12 protein-coding genes are annotated in these 18,512 nt (G+C 46.7%); 3 read left to right on the top strand and 9 right to left on the bottom strand.

The features are described 5' to 3' along the window. Positions 1 to 134: 134 nt before the first annotated feature. The 3 genes from AC4EHJ_RS11580 to AC4EHJ_RS11570 all read right to left on the bottom strand — a co-directional run bounded on the left by AC4EHJ_RS11580 (position 135) and on the right by AC4EHJ_RS11570 (position 4,569). Positions 135 to 2,069, bottom strand: a complete 1,935-nt coding sequence (locus AC4EHJ_RS11580; RefSeq protein ID WP_490975780.1) for a fructose-1,6-bisphosphatase — start codon at positions 2,067 to 2,069, stop codon at positions 135 to 137. Positions 2,070 to 2,331: 262 nt separating this feature from the next. After that, on the bottom strand, positions 2,332 to 3,402 hold the full coding sequence (locus tag AC4EHJ_RS11575; protein ID WP_490975779.1) for an aldose epimerase family protein: 1,071 nt from the start codon (positions 3,400 to 3,402) through the stop codon (positions 2,332 to 2,334). Positions 3,403 to 3,420: 18 nt separating this feature from the next. Then, positions 3,421 to 4,569: an ROK family protein gene (locus AC4EHJ_RS11570; protein WP_490975778.1), complete on the bottom strand. Its 1,149-nt coding sequence runs from the start codon at positions 4,567 to 4,569 to the stop codon at positions 3,421 to 3,423. Positions 4,570 to 4,902: 333 nt separating this feature from the next. Here AC4EHJ_RS11570 and AC4EHJ_RS11565 point away from each other — a divergent pair, with 333 nt between their 5' ends. From AC4EHJ_RS11565 to AC4EHJ_RS11555, 3 genes are read left to right on the top strand one after another with little or no spacing between them, the layout of a single operon-like run. Continuing rightward, a complete protein-coding gene (locus AC4EHJ_RS11565) occupies positions 4,903 to 6,081 on the top strand; it encodes a galactokinase (protein ID WP_490975777.1) in 1,179 nt (392 codons plus the stop codon). A 2-nt stretch (positions 6,082 to 6,083) separates the two neighbouring features. Further along, positions 6,084 to 7,079, top strand: coding sequence for a UDP-glucose 4-epimerase GalE (galE, locus tag AC4EHJ_RS11560; protein WP_490975776.1), 996 nt, complete (start codon positions 6,084 to 6,086; stop codon positions 7,077 to 7,079). A gap of 2 nt (positions 7,080 to 7,081) precedes the next feature. Further along, positions 7,082 to 8,575, top strand: a complete 1,494-nt coding sequence (locus tag AC4EHJ_RS11555) for a UDP-glucose--hexose-1-phosphate uridylyltransferase (protein ID WP_490975775.1) — start codon at positions 7,082 to 7,084, stop codon at positions 8,573 to 8,575. A 74-nt stretch (positions 8,576 to 8,649) separates the two neighbouring features. On the opposite strand, the gene AC4EHJ_RS11550 is transcribed toward AC4EHJ_RS11555, so the two are convergent. The 6 genes from AC4EHJ_RS11550 to AC4EHJ_RS11525 all read right to left on the bottom strand — a co-directional run bounded on the left by AC4EHJ_RS11550 (position 8,650) and on the right by AC4EHJ_RS11525 (position 18,414). Then, on the bottom strand, positions 8,650 to 10,680 hold the full coding sequence (locus AC4EHJ_RS11550) for a beta-galactosidase (RefSeq protein ID WP_490975774.1): 2,031 nt from the start codon (positions 10,678 to 10,680) through the stop codon (positions 8,650 to 8,652). 30 nt (positions 10,681 to 10,710) lie between these two features. After that, entirely contained in the window at positions 10,711 to 12,435 is a 1,725-nt protein-coding gene (locus AC4EHJ_RS11545) for a glycoside hydrolase family 35 protein (RefSeq protein ID WP_490975773.1), read from the bottom strand. 77 nt (positions 12,436 to 12,512) lie between these two features. Continuing rightward, positions 12,513 to 14,723, bottom strand: coding sequence for an alpha-galactosidase (locus tag AC4EHJ_RS11540; RefSeq protein ID WP_490975772.1), 2,211 nt, complete (start codon positions 14,721 to 14,723; stop codon positions 12,513 to 12,515). Between the two features lie 509 nt (positions 14,724 to 15,232). Then, the gene (locus AC4EHJ_RS11535; RefSeq protein WP_490975771.1) at positions 15,233 to 16,060 is read right to left on the bottom strand and encodes a carbohydrate ABC transporter permease; all 828 of its coding nucleotides are present in this window, start codon (positions 16,058 to 16,060) and stop codon (positions 15,233 to 15,235) included. Then, entirely contained in the window at positions 16,057 to 17,004 is a 948-nt protein-coding gene (locus AC4EHJ_RS11530; protein WP_490975770.1) for a carbohydrate ABC transporter permease, read from the bottom strand. Before AC4EHJ_RS11530 ends, AC4EHJ_RS11535 begins: the two co-directional genes overlap by 4 nt. A gap of 111 nt (positions 17,005 to 17,115) precedes the next feature. Continuing rightward, positions 17,116 to 18,414, bottom strand: a complete 1,299-nt coding sequence (locus AC4EHJ_RS11525; protein WP_490975769.1) for an ABC transporter substrate-binding protein — start codon at positions 18,412 to 18,414, stop codon at positions 17,116 to 17,118. Positions 18,415 to 18,512: the final 98 nt, after the last annotated feature.

The following is an 18,512-nucleotide window of genomic DNA, read 5'->3' as shown; positions in this document are numbered from 1 at the left end:
TCTCTATGATCCAAGTTCAAAATCCTAAATGGAAAAGCCGTTCGCCTAGGAACAACACAATCATGAAAAAGCAACTCAAACAAAAAGCACAACCGGCTGCTAATCGCCGATTGTGCTTCTCACCTTCATTTATATCACTTCATATACCGGTGCTTTCTCAAGTTTCTTAAGTCAGCAATTTCCTGCAATAACTTTTCCCCGATATTCGTTTCCCGCACTTTTTTCCGTTCCAATTCTTCGTCAACTAGCCGTTTCACCGATAAGACGTCGGTTTCATTGCTCAAGACTTCTTTTTTCGAATTGAAGTGCTGGTGGGCGACGAGCTGCATGCCGAAGGAATTGTAGAGCAAAGTATAGCCCGCGATTCCGGTGGTGGATTGATATGCTTTGGAGAAGCCGCCATCGATGACGATCATTTTGCCGTTCGCTTTGATCGGGTTTTCGCCGTCGATTTCTTTTACCGGCGTATGGCCGTTGATGATGCGTCCGTAATCGGGATTCAAATCGAATTCCGCAAGCATCTTGCGGCACATTGCTTCATCTTCCCGCAAATGGTAATACGGGTTTTTCCGTTCTTTATGCGTTTCTTTTTCTTTGATAAAGTAACGCTCGAACGTCGTCATTTCCCGTTTGCCGAAAAGCGAGGAATTTTCCCCTGTCCACAGGTACCACACCATATCAGTCGCAAAATCATCGGTTTCTTCCGGGTGGGCGAATGCGTAGCGCAGGTAATGTTCGAAAACATCCAGCAACTCGCGTCCCGCGTAAGTTTTGCCTTCGATTTCCATTTCTTTCATATCGCCGTTTTCTTCCAGCGGAATGCAGCCATGGATCAACAGATTGCCGTTATAGCGCATATACAGGCTGCCTTTTTTCATGAGGAAATTCATATGGCGCGCCAGTTTTTCCGAATGCTGAATCGAGAACAGCAGCTTGTCCATCACTTGCGCTTCTTCTTCCAGCAATTCTTCCGGCCGCTCCGGGTTGACCGTTGCAAAGCACGTGTTTTCAAGCTTATACGTTGTACCGTTGAGCGTGACTTCTTTATTGGTGTAATCGACTTTTTCTAATAACAGGCGGTCTTCCATGTCAAAGCACGGGCGCCTTTTAATGATCGGGCTTTCCAGTTTGAACTGGATGATGGAAATCGCTTGATGGATCTTGGTGATTTGCAGCTGTTCCTGCTCAGTCAATAGCTCATCTGAAATCCGCTTCGGACGGAAAACCGGATTGTCCTCGTAGTATTTCTCAGCCAGGTTCACAAGCGGCCGCAAGTTGATGCCATAGGCGTCTTCGATAATGTCCAGGTTGTTGTAGCGCGCGCAGATCCGGACAATGTTCGCCAAGCAAACTTTCGATCCTGCATAGGCACCGAGCCACAGGGCATCGTGGTTTCCCCACTGGACGTCCACCGAATGGTAATCAATGAGCGTATCGACGATTTTATGCGGGGCCGGGCCGCGGTCGTAAATATCCCCCACGACATGAAGATGGTCCACAACCAATCGCTGCGTCGTGTAAGCCAGTCCGATGATCAGCTTATCGGTTTGGCCGAGGGAAATGATTTGCTCGACCATTTTCTCGTAGTATTCCTTCTTGTTTGTAAACTCGTCCGTCTTGTACAGCAGCTCTTCAATAATGTAATAGAATTGCTTCGGCAGCGCTTTGCGCAATTTCGAACGGGTGTATTTCGAAGACGCATAAGCGACCAGTTTCAACAGACGCTCAATAGTCTCGACGTACCATTCCCGCAAATTCTTTTTGCTGGTGAATTCGCTTTTGATCAATTGCAATTTCTCTTCCGGGTAATAAACCAATGTCGCAAATTCGTTGAGTTCTTCTTCAGGCATTTCCCCTTCAAAAAGATCCCGGATTTTGACTTTCACATTGCCGGAACCATTGCGCAGCACATGCTGGAACGCCTGATACTCGCCATGCAAGTCACTGACAAAATGCTCCGTCCCCTTCGGCAAATCCAGTATCGCTTCCAGGTTAATGATTTCAGTTGCCACTTTTTCTTCACAGTCGTATTTTTCCGCCAATAAATTCAAGTACTTTTCATCTAACATCAGAAATCCCCTTCCCCTTCGTATTTCCAATAAAGACAATTCCGTTCTTAAAGCATCCCATCCGGTCACCCAAAGAATTTTCTCTGTATCTTCAGTTTATAGCACTTCGCGGAAAGGCTCTAGTGCAAACTACGTGGCTGGGTGAACTGTTTTTGAAAATGATGGGAATTGCGCCCGAAAAGTTGATACTGCAGAATCTAAAAAAGATGGCTTCGGCTCAATACCGAAGTCATCTTTTTACAAGGTGCTTTTATTAAACTGTTCATTTGCTGACAATGGAGAAAGTGTAACTTGTCTCCGACGTAAACTCCTCTTCCGCTTTCAGGACGGCGGATGGGAAATGGTCATGGCGCACAGAATCCGGAGGACTTTGCGTCTCTAGGCACAGCCCCAGATAGTCTTGAGCGTCAACTTCTCTTATGGAGCTGGCGCCTCCGATAAAGTTTCCGGTATACAAAACCACTGCCGGTTGGGTTGTTACGATCACGAGTTTACGGCCGCTTTCAGCTTCCGTTAATTCGATTCCTGGCTGCGTTGCGTTGTTCAATAAAAATGGGTGGTCGTAGCCGTTTCCTACTAGCTTGGTTTGCGGATGTTCGGCTGTTGTTGCTTCCCGGATGCTTCTGCCGCTCCTGAAATCGAATAATGGGTCTTCGGAAACTGGGACCAGTTTGCCTGTCGGCAGCAATTCATCATCCAGTTCCACATAATGATCGCTTTTCATCGTCAATTCATGATCCAGAATGGTGCGCTTGAAATTTCCGCTCAAATTGAAATACGAATGGTTGGTGACGTTCAGCAACGTCGTTTTGTCGGATTTTCCTGAATAGGAAATGACAAGCTGATTGCTGTCATTCTTCAGCGTATAACGGACCGTCATGGATAAGGTTCCAGGATATCCTTCTTCGCCATCCGGGCTGGTATGCGTAAATTCGACGATTGCTTCATTGTTTGTCTGGATTACTTTTGAATTCCAAATAACTGCGTGTAAGCCTTTCGGGCCGCCGTGCAGGTGATGGCCATTGTCATTTTGGGGGACTTGATAGTCCAACCCTTCAATGGCAAACTCCCCATCTTTGATCCGTCCGGCAAAACGTCCAACCAATGCCCCAAAGAAGTTAGGATTGTTCTTGTATTCTTCGACTGTGTCAAAGCCAAGTACGACATTCTCCAAGTTTCCGTTGCGGTCTGGCGCGATAATCTCAGTGATTGCACATCCATAATCAATGCAGGAAACTTGAAAGCCTTGATCGTTTTTCAATGTATATAATTTGATTGGCTTTGTGTCTTTAGCTTCAAATACCTTTTCACTGATTTCCATTTCTTGTTTCACCCCTCCAATCTTTTCCGATTATTTTGGTTCAAAGATATCCACCAAGAGCAAGGTGACCGCTCCAATCAGCGTCGCATCGTCTCCTAGTTTGGAAACTTCCACTTTTGTTTGGCTGGCTGCAGGCGTCAATGCAGATGTTTGAATGGTGTCACGTATAGCAGGCAAGATGAACTCTTCTGCTTTGGACACCCCGCCGCCAAGAACAATTTTTTCCGGATTGACGATGTGGATGAGATTTGTCAGGCCAATGCCCATCGCTCTTCCGGTTTCTTTCAAGATGGCAGTGAAGCTTTCATTGCCAAGGACAGCCTGTTCGAATATGTTTTCTGCCGACAATGGGTTTTCCGTTGTCCCGCTGTTCACTTTTCTGGCGATGGCTGGTCCGGTGACAAATGTCTGGAGGCATCCGCGGTTGCCGCATTCACAAATTTCGCCGTGCAAATCGATTGTCATATGGCCGATTTCCCCCGCAATATCGGATGCGCCGTGATAAAGTTTGCCGTTAAGGATCAGGCCTGCACCAACGCCACTGCCGATATTCACTGCCAGCATGCTTTCCAATTCGCCGTGGTTGCCGAACCAGTATTCGCCGAGCGCCATGGCTCGCGCATCATTCTCCACTTTCACTTCCAAACCAAATGCCTTTTCCAACTCTTCTTTGATTGGAATATTGGCCAAGCCCAAATTCGGCGCATACAAAGACGTGCCGGTATCGACTTCGACCACACCGTGCATGGCGACGCCAATGCCGATTAACGGATGTTCCGTTTCCAGAACTCCTTCGATGCAGCTTTTTAATGCGGCGATAAATTGCCCGTTGTCGATCGGCAGCTGCAATTTGGTTTCGGACCGCTTCAGCACCTTGCCTGCGAGATCCGCCAAAATGCACTCAATGCTTTCCGGTCCTGCATCTACGCCAATAATGGTGATGGCCTGGTTATTGACGATCAGCATCGTCGGTTTCCGGCCACCCAATGATTGCCCGATATCACTTTCTTCGACAATCCCTTGTTCAATCAATTCTTTTACGCTGCTGCTGACAGTCGGCGGCGTCAACTTCGTGTCCCGAGCAATCTGCGCTCGCGATATCGGTCCATCTTTTCTTATTTTATTGAGGATCATCGATTTGTTCACCGATTTCATCCATTTAAACGTACCTTGACGCATCGTAAATCCCTCCGTTTTTTGCTGAACTATTTAAGTTGGACTCATGAATATTCATAATCGATATTCCGCAGGCGTCTATGCTGTGTTTTTCCCCATATTGAGAGATATCTTAGCGGAGGCGCCTCCAGGAGTTAGATGGAGCAATGAGACAAGTGGTCTTCTCGGCTTATTGCGGAAGTCATGCCCAAAGCGGCCGGAGCGATGTTCCGTATGCTGCTTCTTAATCCCAACTCTATCGTCCGTAATAGCTTCCAATCTCGTTATTGTATAGTTTACCAAAATACTTTATACTTATGTTAATTAAATTAATTTACAAAGTATTGGAGGAATACGATGAATCAGGCTAAATTGGCTCAAACTTTCCGCGAAATCTTCAACAACGATACCGAACCACGTTTCTTTTTTGCTCCCGGCCGCATTAACCTAATTGGTGAACATACCGATTATAACGGCGGGCATGTGTTTCCAGCCGCTATTTCCTTGGGCACTTATGCAGTTGCCAGCCCGCGCAGCGATCAAAAACTGCGGTTCTACTCGCTGAATTTTTCGGAACAAGGGAAAATTGAATGTGAGCTTGGCGACTTGTCTTTTGACCCCGATCACGACTGGGCGAACTTTCCGAAAGGCATGATTCAGCATTTTATGAAAGATGGTTTTTCAATCCCCCACGGATTGGACATTCTGTTCTACGGAAACATTCCGAACGGTGCCGGACTTTCCTCTTCCGCTTCTATTGAAATGGCGACAGGCGTTGTTCTTGAAGGCCTGTTCGAATTAGAAATAAACCGTTTGCGTATGATTCAGTTGGGACAAAACGTGGAAAATCAGTATATCGGCGTCAACAGTGGCATTATGGATCAATTTGCAATCGGCAAAGGGAAAAAAGACTTTGCGATATTGTTGGATTGCCAATCACTCCATTATAAATACGCACCCATCGAATTAATGGATCATGAAATTGTCATCATAAACTCCAATAAACAACGGACACTGGCCGCTTCAAAGTATAATGAGCGCCGCTCCCAATGTGAACAAGCGCTGTCTGATTTGCGTACTGAAATGCAAATCAGCAGCTTAGGCGAGTTGACAGCAGAAAAATTCGAACAAGTTAAACACCTAATCGGAAGTGAGATAAATCGCAAACGGGCAAAGCATGCGGTGTATGAAAACGAACGAACACTGCTCGCGCTAAGAGAACTTGAACAAGGCCATATTCAAGCGTTTGGAAAATTGATGAACGAGTCTCATACCTCTCTTCGTGATGATTATGAAGTTACTGGCGCGGAGCTCGATAAAATTGCAGAATTGGCTTGGGCGCAACCGGGTGTTATCGGCGCGCGAATGACAGGTGCTGGCTTCGGCGGATGTGCGATTGCGATTGTTCACCAGACGCAAATCGAAAGTTTCAAAGAAAAAATCGCGGAGAGCTATACCGAAGAATTCGGTTTCCCGCCTTCATTTTATGAAGCAAAAATTTCGGATGGCGCAAAAGAACTTAGAGAGGAGTTTTGAATATGAGTGTTTTAGTTTTAGGCGGAGCCGGATATATTGGTTCACACGCAGTTTACCAATTGATCGATCGAGGGGACAGTGTTGTCGTTGTTGATAATTTGGAGACAGGCCATCTTGGAGCCATACACCCGAAGGCGGTTTTCTATGAAGGCGATATCCGCAATGCAGACTTTCTGGATACTGTTTTTGAAAAAGAATCGATTGATACAGTCCTCCACTTTGCCGCCAATTCCCTTGTCGGTGAATCGATGGAAAATCCCCTGAAGTATTTTGATAATAATGTCTACGGCACCCAAGTTTTGCTGAAAGCCATGATCAAGCACGATGTTAAAAAAATCGTCTTTTCTTCTACCGCAGCAACCTACGGCGAGCCGGAAGCGGTGCCGATTACCGAAACGATGCCAACCAACCCCGGCAATGCTTACGGCGAAACAAAGCTGACCATGGAAAAAATGATGAAGTGGACAGCATTGGCCCATGGCTTAAAATTTGTTTCCTTGCGTTATTTTAACGTGGCCGGTGCAAGAGAAACGGCAGAAATAGGGGAAGATCACCAACCTGAATCGCATCTCATCCCTCTTATCCTGCAAACAGCACTCGGGCAGCGACAGGAAATTACGATTTTTGGAGATGATTATGACACTCCGGACGGGACGTGCATCCGCGACTACGTCCATGTCGAAGACCTCATCAAAGCACATTTATTGGCGTTGGAGTATTTGAAAAAAGACGGGGAAAGCGATGTATTCAACCTGGGAAGCAGCCAAGGGTTTTCAGTGAGTGAAATGATTTCTGCAGCCCGTTCTGTAACCGGAAAAGAAATTCCGGTAAAAATAGGTCCTCGCAGAGCAGGCGACCCGGGCACCTTAATCGCCAGTTCAGATAAGGCTAAACAAGTATTGGGCTGGAAGCCTGTCCATACTTCTGTTGCTAAAATAATCGAAGATGCATGGAATTGGCATTCTTCGCATCCATCAGGCTACGAAAAGGAAGTGTAGAAATGGTTTACCAAAATCTTCTTGGACTTATTCACAAAGCCATCGAAACCAACTTGATAGAAGCGGATGATATCGATTATGCCCGCAACCAGGTGATGAATCTTCTGGGGCTGGAATCGTTTCCTGAAGAAGCTATCGAAGCTGCAGATGATAGCATCCCAAACCTGCTGGAAAATTTGACGGGTTATGCAGTGGAACAAGGCGTTATTACGAACATGTTTGACGACAAGGAAATGCTGTCAGCTACTATCATGAATTGTTTTGTAGCCAGGCCTTCTGCCATCAACACTCTTTTTAATGAAAAATATGCAGAATCCCCAATCGCAGCAACCGATTACTTTTATGAATTAAGCAAAAACAGCAACTACATTCAGATGAACCGGATCAAGAAAAACATTTCTTATAAAGCGGACACTGCCTACGGCCAAATGGATATTACCATTAATCTGTCGAAACCCGAAAAAGATCCTGAGCAAATCAAAAAAGAACGTGAGATGAAACAAACGCTCTGTTACCCAAAATGTCTATTATGTAAAGAAAACGAAGGCTATGCAGGCCGGATTGGCTATCCAGCACGCGCGAATCATCGGGTCGTTAAAGTCCCTCTCACAGAGGAAAATTGGTATTTCCAGTATTCGCCCTATGTTTATTATAACGAGCACAGCATTTTGCTTTCTGAGGAACACCGTGACATGAAGATTGATCGAATTGGATTTGAACGATTGCTTAGTTTTACAGCGCTCTTCCCCCATTACTTTATCGGTTCGAACGCCGACTTGCCGATCGTTGGAGGGTCCATTTTAAGCCATGACCATTACCAGGCCGGACGTTATGAATTTGCCATGACGACAGCGGAAGATGCGTTTGTGTTCCCTTTGAATTCACATCCTGGTATCGCCGCATCCGTCGTGAAATGGCCGATGTCCGTTATCCGTTTGAAAGGCAAAGAAATCGGCAAGCTGGTGAATGCTGCTGATGAGATTTTACAGACGTGGAAAAATTATTCCGATGAATCAGCGGATGTCCTAGCATTTACCGGCGATACACCCCACAACACCATTACCCCTATCGCGCGAAATCGCAATGGGCTGTTCGAAATCGACCTTGTGCTAAGAAACAACCGGACAACCTTGGAATATCCGTCCGGGATTTTCCATCCGCATGCGGATGTCCAGCACATCAAAAAAGAAAATATCGGATTGATTGAAGTGATGGGCCTTGCTGTCTTGCCGCCCCGGTTAAAAGATGAACTGGCTGAAATCGAGGAATTTTTGCTTGGGCATCTACATAACGTAGCCGCTCCCCACCTCGAATGGGCTGAACAATTAAAAGCACAATATGGCGTTCTTGCGCTTCGGGAAGATGTCGAAGTTCTCCTGCAAAAAGAACTGGGGAGAAAATTCGTCCGAGTGCTTGAAGACGCCGGCGTATTAAAAGAAACGACAGCATTTGAACGATTTATCAGCACCTTGAACAAACAAGGTGTCTGCCCTTAATACAATAAAAAAGAGGCTGATCCTTTTTCAAGGTTCAGCCTCTTTTGTGTTTTTCCGTATGTCGGCAAATCCGTTTACACTTTCGCTAAAATCAAGACACCTTTCGCTTCCAACTCAACATTCCCGCTCAATTGCTGATCTGTCAGCAATTCCTGGTACTGGCTGTCTTGCAAATCGATAGTAGCTTGTTCGGTATTATGGTTCAGCACAAACAGGTAGGTTTGACCGTCTTTCACGCGTTCAGTTGTTTCGATGCCTTCCGGTACAGCCAGCAACGGCTCGACGCCAGCTTCTTCGCAGACCGTCTGCAGGAAGTCGACGAGGAATTCTGCGTCCGGGCTTGACGCCACGTACCACGCTTTCCCTTTGCCGAATTTATTGACGGTAAGAACCGGCATGCCTTTGTAAAAGTCAGAACCGTATTCTGCGACTGCTTCTGCGCCTTCGGTATGGATCAAGTCAAACAGCAAATTGCATGAATAGCTGCCACTCATGTTGCCGCGGGCATCTTTCAGTACGATTTGGTTCGTTTCATCCGGATGAAGCGCATCGATTTCTTCCGCCCAAATGCCAAGAACATGGCGCAATTCGCCAGGGTAGCCGCCCAATGTGACAATGTCGCTTTCGTTTACGATGCCGCTGAAGAAAGTTGTCAGGAACGTGCCGCCGTTTTGCACGAATTGTTCTACTTTCGTTGCATAGCCTTCTTTGACCATGTACAAGATCGGCGCAATGACAACATCGTATTGGCTCAAGTCTTCTTCCACGCCAATCATATCAACTTGGACATTGAGTTTGTACAGCGCATCGTAATATTTATGGACTTCGTTGACGTAGTCGAGCGACACGGAAGGTCCGCTTGACAGTTCAGTCGCCCAGCGGTTTTCCCAATCAAAGACAATCGCTACTTTGGCGTTGACCCGTGCATCGAGCAAGCGATCAGATAGGCTGTTCAATTCTTTACCTAATTGGGCTACTTCATTGAAGACCCGCGTATTTTCATGGCCGACGTGTTCAATGACCGCTCCGTGGTATTTCTCGCAAGCGCCGACTGAGCGCCGCAGCTGGAAGTACAGGATCGTATCCGCTCCGCGGCCGATTGCCTGGTAGCTCCATAAGCGCATGACGCCTGGACGTTTCAAGGAATTATACGGCTGCCAGTTTTGCTGGCTCGGCGTTTGCTCCATCAGCATGAACGGCTGTCCGTTCTTCAATCCGCGCATCAAATCATGCGTCATGGCCGTGTAGCTGAACGGCGTATCGATTGCCGGGTAATTGTCCCATGACACGACATCCATTTCTTTCGCCCATTTGAAATAATCCAGCATCGGGTATGTGCCCATCAGATTTGTTGTGATCGGGGTATTTGGCACGTGCTTGCGGATCGCATTGTATTCCAGCTTGTAGCAATCCAATAAGCTGTCCGACTGGAAACGGCGGTAATCGAGCGAAATGCCCTGAAAATCGGATTCGTTGTTTTCGCGTTCTTCGCTCAGCATATTCGGTGCAACGATTTCGTCCCATTCGTAGAAAGCATGGCCCCAGAATCCGGTATTCCACGCTTTATTGAGCTTTTCGAGTGTGCCGTATTTGTCGCTCAACCAATTGCGGAAAGCGTCTTGGCAGTTGTCGCAATAGCAATAGCCACCGTATTCGTTGGACACGTGCCAGATCAAGACGGCCGGGTGGTCTTTGTAGCGTTCTGCTAATTTCTCAGCAATCTTCTCAGAATACTCGCGGTACGTCGGGCTGTTCGGGCACGAGTTGTGGCGGCTGCCGAATTTTCGTTTTCTGCCGTAAAAATCCACGCGCAAAACATCCGGGTATTTTTTCGCCATCCATGCCGGATGCGCTGCCGTGCTTGTTGCGAGGCATGTGTAAATGCCGTTTTCGTAAAGTCGGTTGATCTTGTCGTCAAGCCACTCAAAATTATACGCTTCCTCATTCGGCTGATTTAATGCCCACGAAAAGACATTCAATGTCGCGACGTCGATCCCTGCTAGTTTGAACATCCGGACGTCTTCGTCCCAAATTTCTTTCGAATCCCATTGTTCCGGATTATAGTCCCCACCGTGCCAAATTTTTGGCAATTTATCGTTGATCATGTTTTTCCATCCCTTCTGGTTCCACTTCGATCACCTAAGCTTTGGCTGATCCAGCAATTGGATTTGATCGCTTGTGGTGTTTTCAAGTTCCAACACAATTATTTCGTTGTGTTCTTTTTTCAATAATGGCCCCGGCAAGTAAAGGCGCTGCTGCGGCCCAGCAGAATTCCAGTAGCGTCCGAGGTTAAAGCCGTTGATGAAGACATTGCCTTTTGTAAAACCGTGCAGATCGACATATGTATCCAGGCCTTCCGCCGCATCAAACGAACCGCGGAAGAATTTCGGGAAACGCTGGTCTTGGCTCGTCCCATAGTCTTCAGGCAAGCGATCCAGCTCCACTTTGAACATTTCCCAGTGGAAAAAATATTGTTCACCGAGCCACAGGTTTTTAACCAATCCTTTGGGATCGGTCAAATGTTCTCCGTAATTGGCGCGCCCCATGTTTTCGACCAGTATCTCCAGTGTGTTCATGGCATCCGGGAAATCGAGTACGAGCTCTTTTTCCGCATCGTTGATATACGTTGTGGCGATGTAGCGCCCGTTTATATAGATGAAGCCGCGGTCGCGGATATTGCTTGAGTTGAATTTTAGTTCCCCTTGGCGATTGACTGTCGTGCGGTAAAGCGTGTAGCCATATGCCTGGTCGATGTCTTCCATCGCCAGCGGCACAATGTGCTCGGCTTTGCCGCTGATGTCTTCCAGGACGTCGAACAAACTGACCGATTCCGTAAGCTTTATGCTTCCATATGCTTTCGCAGATGGTGCCTCTACAAAATCCGCTGGCACTTCCCGATACTTGCTCAAAACCTTTTTTACCGCTTTGTATTTCTCGGTAATGGCACCGCCCTCTGTCAGCAAACTGTCGTAATCGTAGCTGGTGATTGTCGGGTAATAGATATCGTAATGATTGGCGCCATTCATGAAGCCGAAGTTTGTGCCCCCGTGGAACATATAGAAATTGACAGAGATGTTCTTCTCCATAATTTCTTTAAAAACTGCTGCGACATCTTCCCCGCTCCGCACCGTGTGTTCACCTGTCCAATAATCAAACCAGCCGATCCAAAACTCGGCCACTATTTTCGGCGATCCCGGCTTGAATGCTTCCAGCGCATCGAACGACTCGTCCACACGCGAACCGAAGTTCAGCGTCGTCGTGACGTCCGGCAGCGAGCCTTGTTTGATAAAGTCCGGACCGTCTGACGTGAAGAGGAATGTATCCAATTCATGCTTTTCGTATTGTTCTTTGTAAAATTCCAGGTACACCCCATCGTTGCCGTAAGCACCGTATTCGTTTTCGATTTGCATGGCGATGACCGGCCCGCCGTTTTGGTACAAGTGCTTTTTAAACTTTGGCAGCAATTCAGCAAAATAAGCTTCCACATGCTTCAGAAAAGACGGATGGCTGCTTCTCATGACCAAGCTTTTATGCTTTAACAGCCACGACGGCAGGCCGCCCATTTCCCATTCTGCGCAAATATACGGCGCCGGGCGCAAAATCACATAAAGCCCTAGACTATGCGCCAGCTCGATAAAGCGTTCGATATCCGCCATTCCGGAAAAATTGAACTCCCCTTTTTTCGGTTCATGGAAATTCCACGGAATGTAGGTCTCGACTGTATTCAGCCCCAACGCCTTCAATTTCAACAAGCGGTCTTCCCATTGTTCCGGCACCGTGCGGAAATAATGCATGCCGCCCGATAAGATTTGGAAAGGCTCCCCTTTAAAATAAAACGATTCGTTTTGAACAGTCAGCACTTCGACGCCTCCTATGTAAGTTGGAATGATGTTGTTGATATTCCGCAAAGCTGCTCCAGCTTTGCGGAGCATCGCATTTACACACGCTTTAACTTAAAAATAATTGATGAAAAGTCAGCCGGATGTTCATTGGAGCGGCAGCGGTTGAGCTGCAAGCCTGCAGCCATTAATTCATCGCCATAAAACGTGTCGTCCAACCCATCGATTGCATACTCGAATTCCGGATTCAGCCCTTTGAAGAAAACGCGGGTGAGCCCGGGGTTCGGTTGGGCTAGAACTTGGTAAAAGCCAAGCATCGCTTCACGCTGGTCCTCTGACACGACTACCCAACTGGTGCGGTTGCCGTCTGCTGCAAAGGGGCTTTCGATGCGGTAAAATCTTCCTTGCTGGATCAGCGCACGATTTTCTTTGTAGAAAGCGATCTGCTGTTTCACTCTTTCTTTTTCTGCATCCGTCATCATCATCACATCCAGCTCATAGCCAAATGCGCCAAAGTAAGCGACGTTAGCCCGTGTCTCAAGGCTCGTCATCCGGCCCACTTGATGATTGGGCACTGCGGATACGTGCGCACCCATTGAAGAAATAGGATAAACCATGGACGTTCCGTATTGAATCTTCAAACGTTCAACCGCATCCGTATCGTCACTCGTCCATCCTTGCGGCGCATAATGCAGCAAGCCCGGATCGAACCGGCTGCCCCCTCCTGCACAGGACTCAAATAACACATGTGGGAATTCTGTAGTTAACCGTTCATATAAGGAATAAACGCCAAGAATGTAACGGTGCACCACTTCGCGCTGCCGGTTTGCTGGCAAACCCAGTGAGCCGATTTCCGTCATATAGCGGTTCATGTCCCATTTTACGTATGAAATCGGAGCGTCTTGCAAAATGTCTGCCATTAAATCGTGAATGAAATCCACAACTTCCTGTCTAGAGAAATCCAGCACAAATTGGTTTCGGCCATGCGACATCTGGCGCTTTGGAACGTGAATCACCCAATCCGGATGGGCTTTATACAGTTCGCTGACTTTCGACACCATTTCCGGTTCAAACCATAAGCCGAATTCCATCCCCAAGCCGGTAATTTTTTTTGCCAATCGGGTGATGCCATTCGGCAATTTGCGCTTATCTTCGGACCAATCGCCTAAGGAAGTGGTATCAGCATCGCGTTTGCCGAACCAGCCATCGTCTAAGACAAATAGCTCTACACCCAATTCCTTGGATGATTTGGCGAGCTCGAAGATTTTCTTTTCATCAAAATCGAAATACGTCGCTTCCCAGTTATTGATCAATACGGGACGATCACGATCGCGCCATTGCCCTCGCGCCAACCGGGTCCGGTACAACCGGTGGAAAGTCTGGCTCATGCCGTTCAACCCTTCAGCCGAATACACCATGACCACTTCCGGCGTTTGGAAGCTCTCACCGTTTTTCAGCAGCCAATTAAAATCGAATGGATTGATGCCCATCATTAAGCGGGTTACGTCGTAATGGTCCACTTCTACCTGCGCCAGGAAATTGCCACTGTACACAAGGCTCGCTCCGTATACTTCACCTTGGTGTTCTGTTGTTTCTGGGCGTTTCAGTGCAAGAAACGGATTGTGCTGGGCACTGCTCGTTCCTCTTGTGCTGGCAATGCTTTGAATTCCAGGAACCAGTTTGCGGTTTTTGATATGCCGCTCTCTTGCCCACGAACCTGAAAGTTGAACCATCTCAAAATTCGAATCCGGCAAATCAATGCTGGCACTTAGCGCTCTCGTCAAATTCACATCCGCCTGCCCGCGATTGATAAATTGAGCCGACCGGGTAATCGCATTTAATTCCTCAAACAATGTATAGGAAAGCCGGAGCTCTACATCGATTTCTTTATCGTATAAAAAAATCTCTAAGGTGCTTGCTTCCTCATCACTCTCTACATAAGTAGCAGGCAAACCTTCCAGCTTCTTTTTACCTCCGAAAATTCGATGATCCCGATACACGAAATTCGTTATGCGGCTGCCGTCTTCCTGCAGAACCTGATAAGCCGGCTCGCGGAAATCGGTTGTTCCGTATGCCGGATACTCCTGTTTGAGCAAATCCAGCGAAAACACAAGATCCCCTTCATTGATACAGGCTGTATTCGGAGTGGCTTCCACATGGAATAAGCGATGGAACGACTTTCTGTGGTGAAGCTTCTTTCCATAATAAAGTTGGCCAAGTTGATCATTTTCCATAACGCTAAAAATGTAGCTTGTTTTTTCAGTTTGCAGATGAAACTCCCGCGTAGAGTCGTTGTATAAAATCGGCACAATTTACCTCCTACTTGTAACTTAGATAAAGTGGACTTCTTATCCGCTTCGGCCGCTCTGGGTAGAGCAAAGACGATTGTTTCTGCATCGCTTCGCTAGCTTCGAAACATGAAAGTGCGTTGCTCCTGCGCAAGCTCGTCGCAAGAAGCCAGGAAAATCACCGTCTCATTACTCAAAACCTCCTGCTTCTGTCTCTGCATCGCTACGCTAGCTTCGAGACATGAAAGTGCGTTACATCGCTGCGCTAGCTTCGAAGCAAAGGAAATGGTCCAAATTTCATTTGGCCATCTCCTTGCCTAGCCCTTGGACGCGTCGGCGCTAGGTAACTGAATAACTGAAAGCAACTAAACTTTTCTACTACTTAATCAGATATGGAGAAAAATAGCGGAGACGCCTGCGGGGCAGCGAAGCGACGAGACAGCCGAGACCCTGCAGGAGCGCAGCGACGAAGCGGCTTGGCGCTCGCCCGCGGCAAGCGTAGCTATTTTTCGGAATATCGATGATTAACTTTAACCCTTTACCGAGCCCATCATTCCCGCAACAAAGTGTTTCTGCATCAGGAAGAATACGATCGCGGTCGGCAATGTAGCGATGACGATGGCTGACATGATGACGCCGTAGTCTGGCGAGTAGCTTGAACCCAAGTTAGAAATCAGTAAGGGAATGGTTCTTTTTTCCGGTGATTGCAGGATGACCAACGGCCACAAATAATTATTCCAGCTGTTCATGAATGTAATGATCGCCGCTGCAGCGTATGTCGTTTTCATCGTAGGCATGTAAATTCGGAAAAAGACGCCAAGTTCACTCAAGCCATCAATCCGTCCCGCTTCCACCAAATCTTTTGGAAACATTTTCGTGTTCTGGCGGAAGAAAAAGATGAAGAACGCTGTTGTGGCTGTCGGCAGAATAACTGCGCCCAGCGAGTCAATTCCAATTAAAGGTGCAGTGTCGCTGATGCTGCCGAACATGCGGTACAACGGCACCATAATTGCCGCAAACGGAATCATCATCGACAGCAGCAAAATGTTGAAAATGATGTCTTTTCCTCTGCTGCGATGGATCTCAAACCCATAGCCAGCAAGCGATGCAAGCAATAGCGTCAAAATAGTAGTGATGATCGCGATGATCGCTGAATTGACCAGGGCCGGAACGATGTCCACTGTCGCAAACAAGGTTTTCATGTTTTCAACCAAGTGGGTTCCAGGCAGTAAGCGCCCCTGCGTCACATCCACCGATTTATTGGTGATGCTGACGAGCATCCACAGGAACGGGAAAATGGACACTATGGCTGCGAGGCTTAGGAACGTGTAGATGAAGATTCTTTTCAAGTTTTTCATTTTCTCTCACCTGCCACTCTGAATTGAATAATGGAAAGAATTACAACCAAGATTACGATAACGTACGATACGGTTGACGCGTAACCGAAGTCAGGCGTGTATTCGAATGAAAGATTGTAGATATATTGCGAAATGGAAATTGTCGCATTTCCGGGTCCGCCATTAGTAATGTTGACGATTTCATCAAAAATCTGCAATGTACCGATTGTTGACGTGATCGATGTGAACAAAATAATCGGTTTCAACAGTGGAACGGTGATTTGGAAAAACTGCTGGATGGAGTTTGCTCCATCAATTCTTGCTGCTTCGTAAATCGACTTATCGACGTTTTGCAAAGCCGCCAGATAGAAAATCATATTATAGCCAGTCCATCTCCATGTAATCGCCAGGATGATAACCACCTTTGCCCAAAAGGGATCGGCTAAAAAGTTGATTGTTTCAGAGATGAATCCGAAATTGAGTAAAAATAGGTTGATGATGCCATCGACACCGAACAAGTATTTAAAGATGACCGAATAGGCAACCAGTGAAGTGACACAAGGCAAGAAAATCGCGATTCTGAAAAAGCCTCTGAATTTCAGTTTGGGATCATTTAACAATACGGAAAAAAATAACGCCAAGACAATCATCAATGGGACTTGAATGAGGAGATAGATTGATGTATTGGTTAGCGCTGCGATAAATGTCGGGTCACCGAACAATCGCTGCCAGTTCTCTAAGCCCACATATTCGAGATTCCCGCCCATTCCAGATTGGAACGACAAGAGAAAGGCTTGTACCATCGGATAAAAGTTAAAAATTGTGATTGCGATGACTGAGATAATGATGAACAGCCAACCAACTTTTTTCTTGAAATACACACCTGTTTTTTCGCGTTTGGTTTCTTTATAGCGCAAGCGCACTGGAAGATCCATTTCACCTTTTTTCGTTGATTGCTGACTCATGTTTCTCATTCCTCCTATAAAAAAAACTTGAGCTGAGCCGGACTGGTGAGCGAACAAGCACTTCTACCAGTTATTCGGCGTCAACTCAAGGCTTCATTTATTTTCAATCAATTATTTGAGTTGTGCTTCAGCTTGTCCTTGGACATTTTCAAGTACTGTCGTAAGCTCTGCGCCGTTCAAATAATCCTGCATTCCAGTAACCAAAATATCTTCAATTGCATAAGTGTGAAGGCCATAATTGACGGCTGGAATTTCGTCAGTCCATTTCGAGAAGTCAGTGATGATTTGCTGCCCGCCGAAAAATTCGTCTTCTACTGCATAAGCATCGCCTTCAGCTGCCGCTGAGTAAGTCCCAAGAGCGCCGATGTCTTTAACCAATGTTTGATACAAGTCAGGATTCGAACCGAATGTATTCAACATGAAATCTGCCGCTTCTTCTTTGCCGTCCACGTTCAAGACGTACCATGAGCTTCCGCCCAAGTTAGAAGCGTTGACCGCTCCTTCCATATCCAATCGTGGCATTGGAACCACTGCCCAGTTACCTGATTGATCTGCTGACTGTTTGATGCTTGGCGTAATCCAGTTTCCTGTTGGAACACTGGCGACATCCCCGCTGTTGAAGGCGCCGACAAACTGGCTCCAGTCAGAAACAATTTTGCCGATGTCTGCATCCATCATCTTTTTGTATGTTTCAAATGCTTTGGCAAGTGTTTCGTTACCAGCAAGGTTTGGTGTTGAGCCATCTTCATCCACATACCAAGAACCGTTTGTCTGAATCATCATGCGGATTTGCCCCAAGTCGTTCGGGTCCAATGTCAGCATGTTTTTGCCTGTTGTTTCTTTTACTTTTTTACCGATTTCAATGTATTCATCCCACGTGATATTCGTTACATCTTCTACTGTATATCCTGCTTCTTCAAGATAGTCTGTTCGTACATACAATCCAGCTACGCCTGAATCGAATGGCAGTCCGTATTGCTCGCCTTCGTGGCTCGTAGTCGCAATTTTGTATTCAGCAAAGTCGGATGCTTCGATGACATCCGTCAATGGATGGAATGCATCCGGGTAAGCTTGCAAGAAACTTTGTGCACGGTAATCTTCGATCAAGACAATGTTTGGCATTCCCTTAGTCGTACCAGAGCTAAGTCCCGTGTTTAGTTTTTGAATAATATCGTCTTGTGCATTTTCAATGATTTCGACTTCAAACTCGCCGTCTCCATTGTATGCTTCTTTTGCTTTTTCAAGAGCTGCAATGTTGAATGCCGGATCCCAAGCCCAAGCTGTAATGGTATCTGTACCGGATGAACCTTCTGAACCGCCGCTTCCACTTGCTTCTTCATCCCCTGAAGAACAAGCTGCCAACACAAGCATGCCGACTGCCAGCAATAACATAAGATAAAACTTCTTCATCTTAAATCCCCCTTTTTGTAAGCGCTTAACTTTTCGCCTTACATACAGTATAGCGACCAAAAAAAAAAGATTGTTAGCACAATCTTTAGGTGTTTTAT

The organism is Planococcus sp. TJ-301 (genome assembly GCF_058268475.1).
Note: the sequence above shows the minus strand (reverse complement) of the source record. Positions and strands in the feature narration are given on the sequence as shown.

Coding starts and splice junctions, on each gene's coding strand:
- AC4EHJ_RS11580 (WP_490975780.1), bottom strand. CDS start 2,069: ATGTTAGATGAAAAGTACTTGAATTTATTGGCGGAAAAATACGACTGT.
- AC4EHJ_RS11570 (WP_490975778.1), bottom strand. CDS start 4,569: ATGCGTCAAGGTACGTTTAAATGGATGAAATCGGTGAACAAATCGATG.
- AC4EHJ_RS11565 (WP_490975777.1), top strand. CDS start 4,903: ATGAATCAGGCTAAATTGGCTCAAACTTTCCGCGAAATCTTCAACAAC.
- galE (WP_490975776.1), top strand. CDS start 6,084: ATGAGTGTTTTAGTTTTAGGCGGAGCCGGATATATTGGTTCACACGCA.
- AC4EHJ_RS11555 (WP_490975775.1), top strand. CDS start 7,082: ATGGTTTACCAAAATCTTCTTGGACTTATTCACAAAGCCATCGAAACC.
- AC4EHJ_RS11550 (WP_490975774.1), bottom strand. CDS start 10,680: ATGATCAACGATAAATTGCCAAAAATTTGGCACGGTGGGGACTATAAT.
- AC4EHJ_RS11535 (WP_490975771.1), bottom strand. CDS start 16,060: ATGAAAAACTTGAAAAGAATCTTCATCTACACGTTCCTAAGCCTCGCA.
- AC4EHJ_RS11530 (WP_490975770.1), bottom strand. CDS start 17,004: ATGAGTCAGCAATCAACGAAAAAAGGTGAAATGGATCTTCCAGTGCGC.
- AC4EHJ_RS11525 (WP_490975769.1), bottom strand. CDS start 18,414: ATGAAGAAGTTTTATCTTATGTTATTGCTGGCAGTCGGCATGCTTGTG.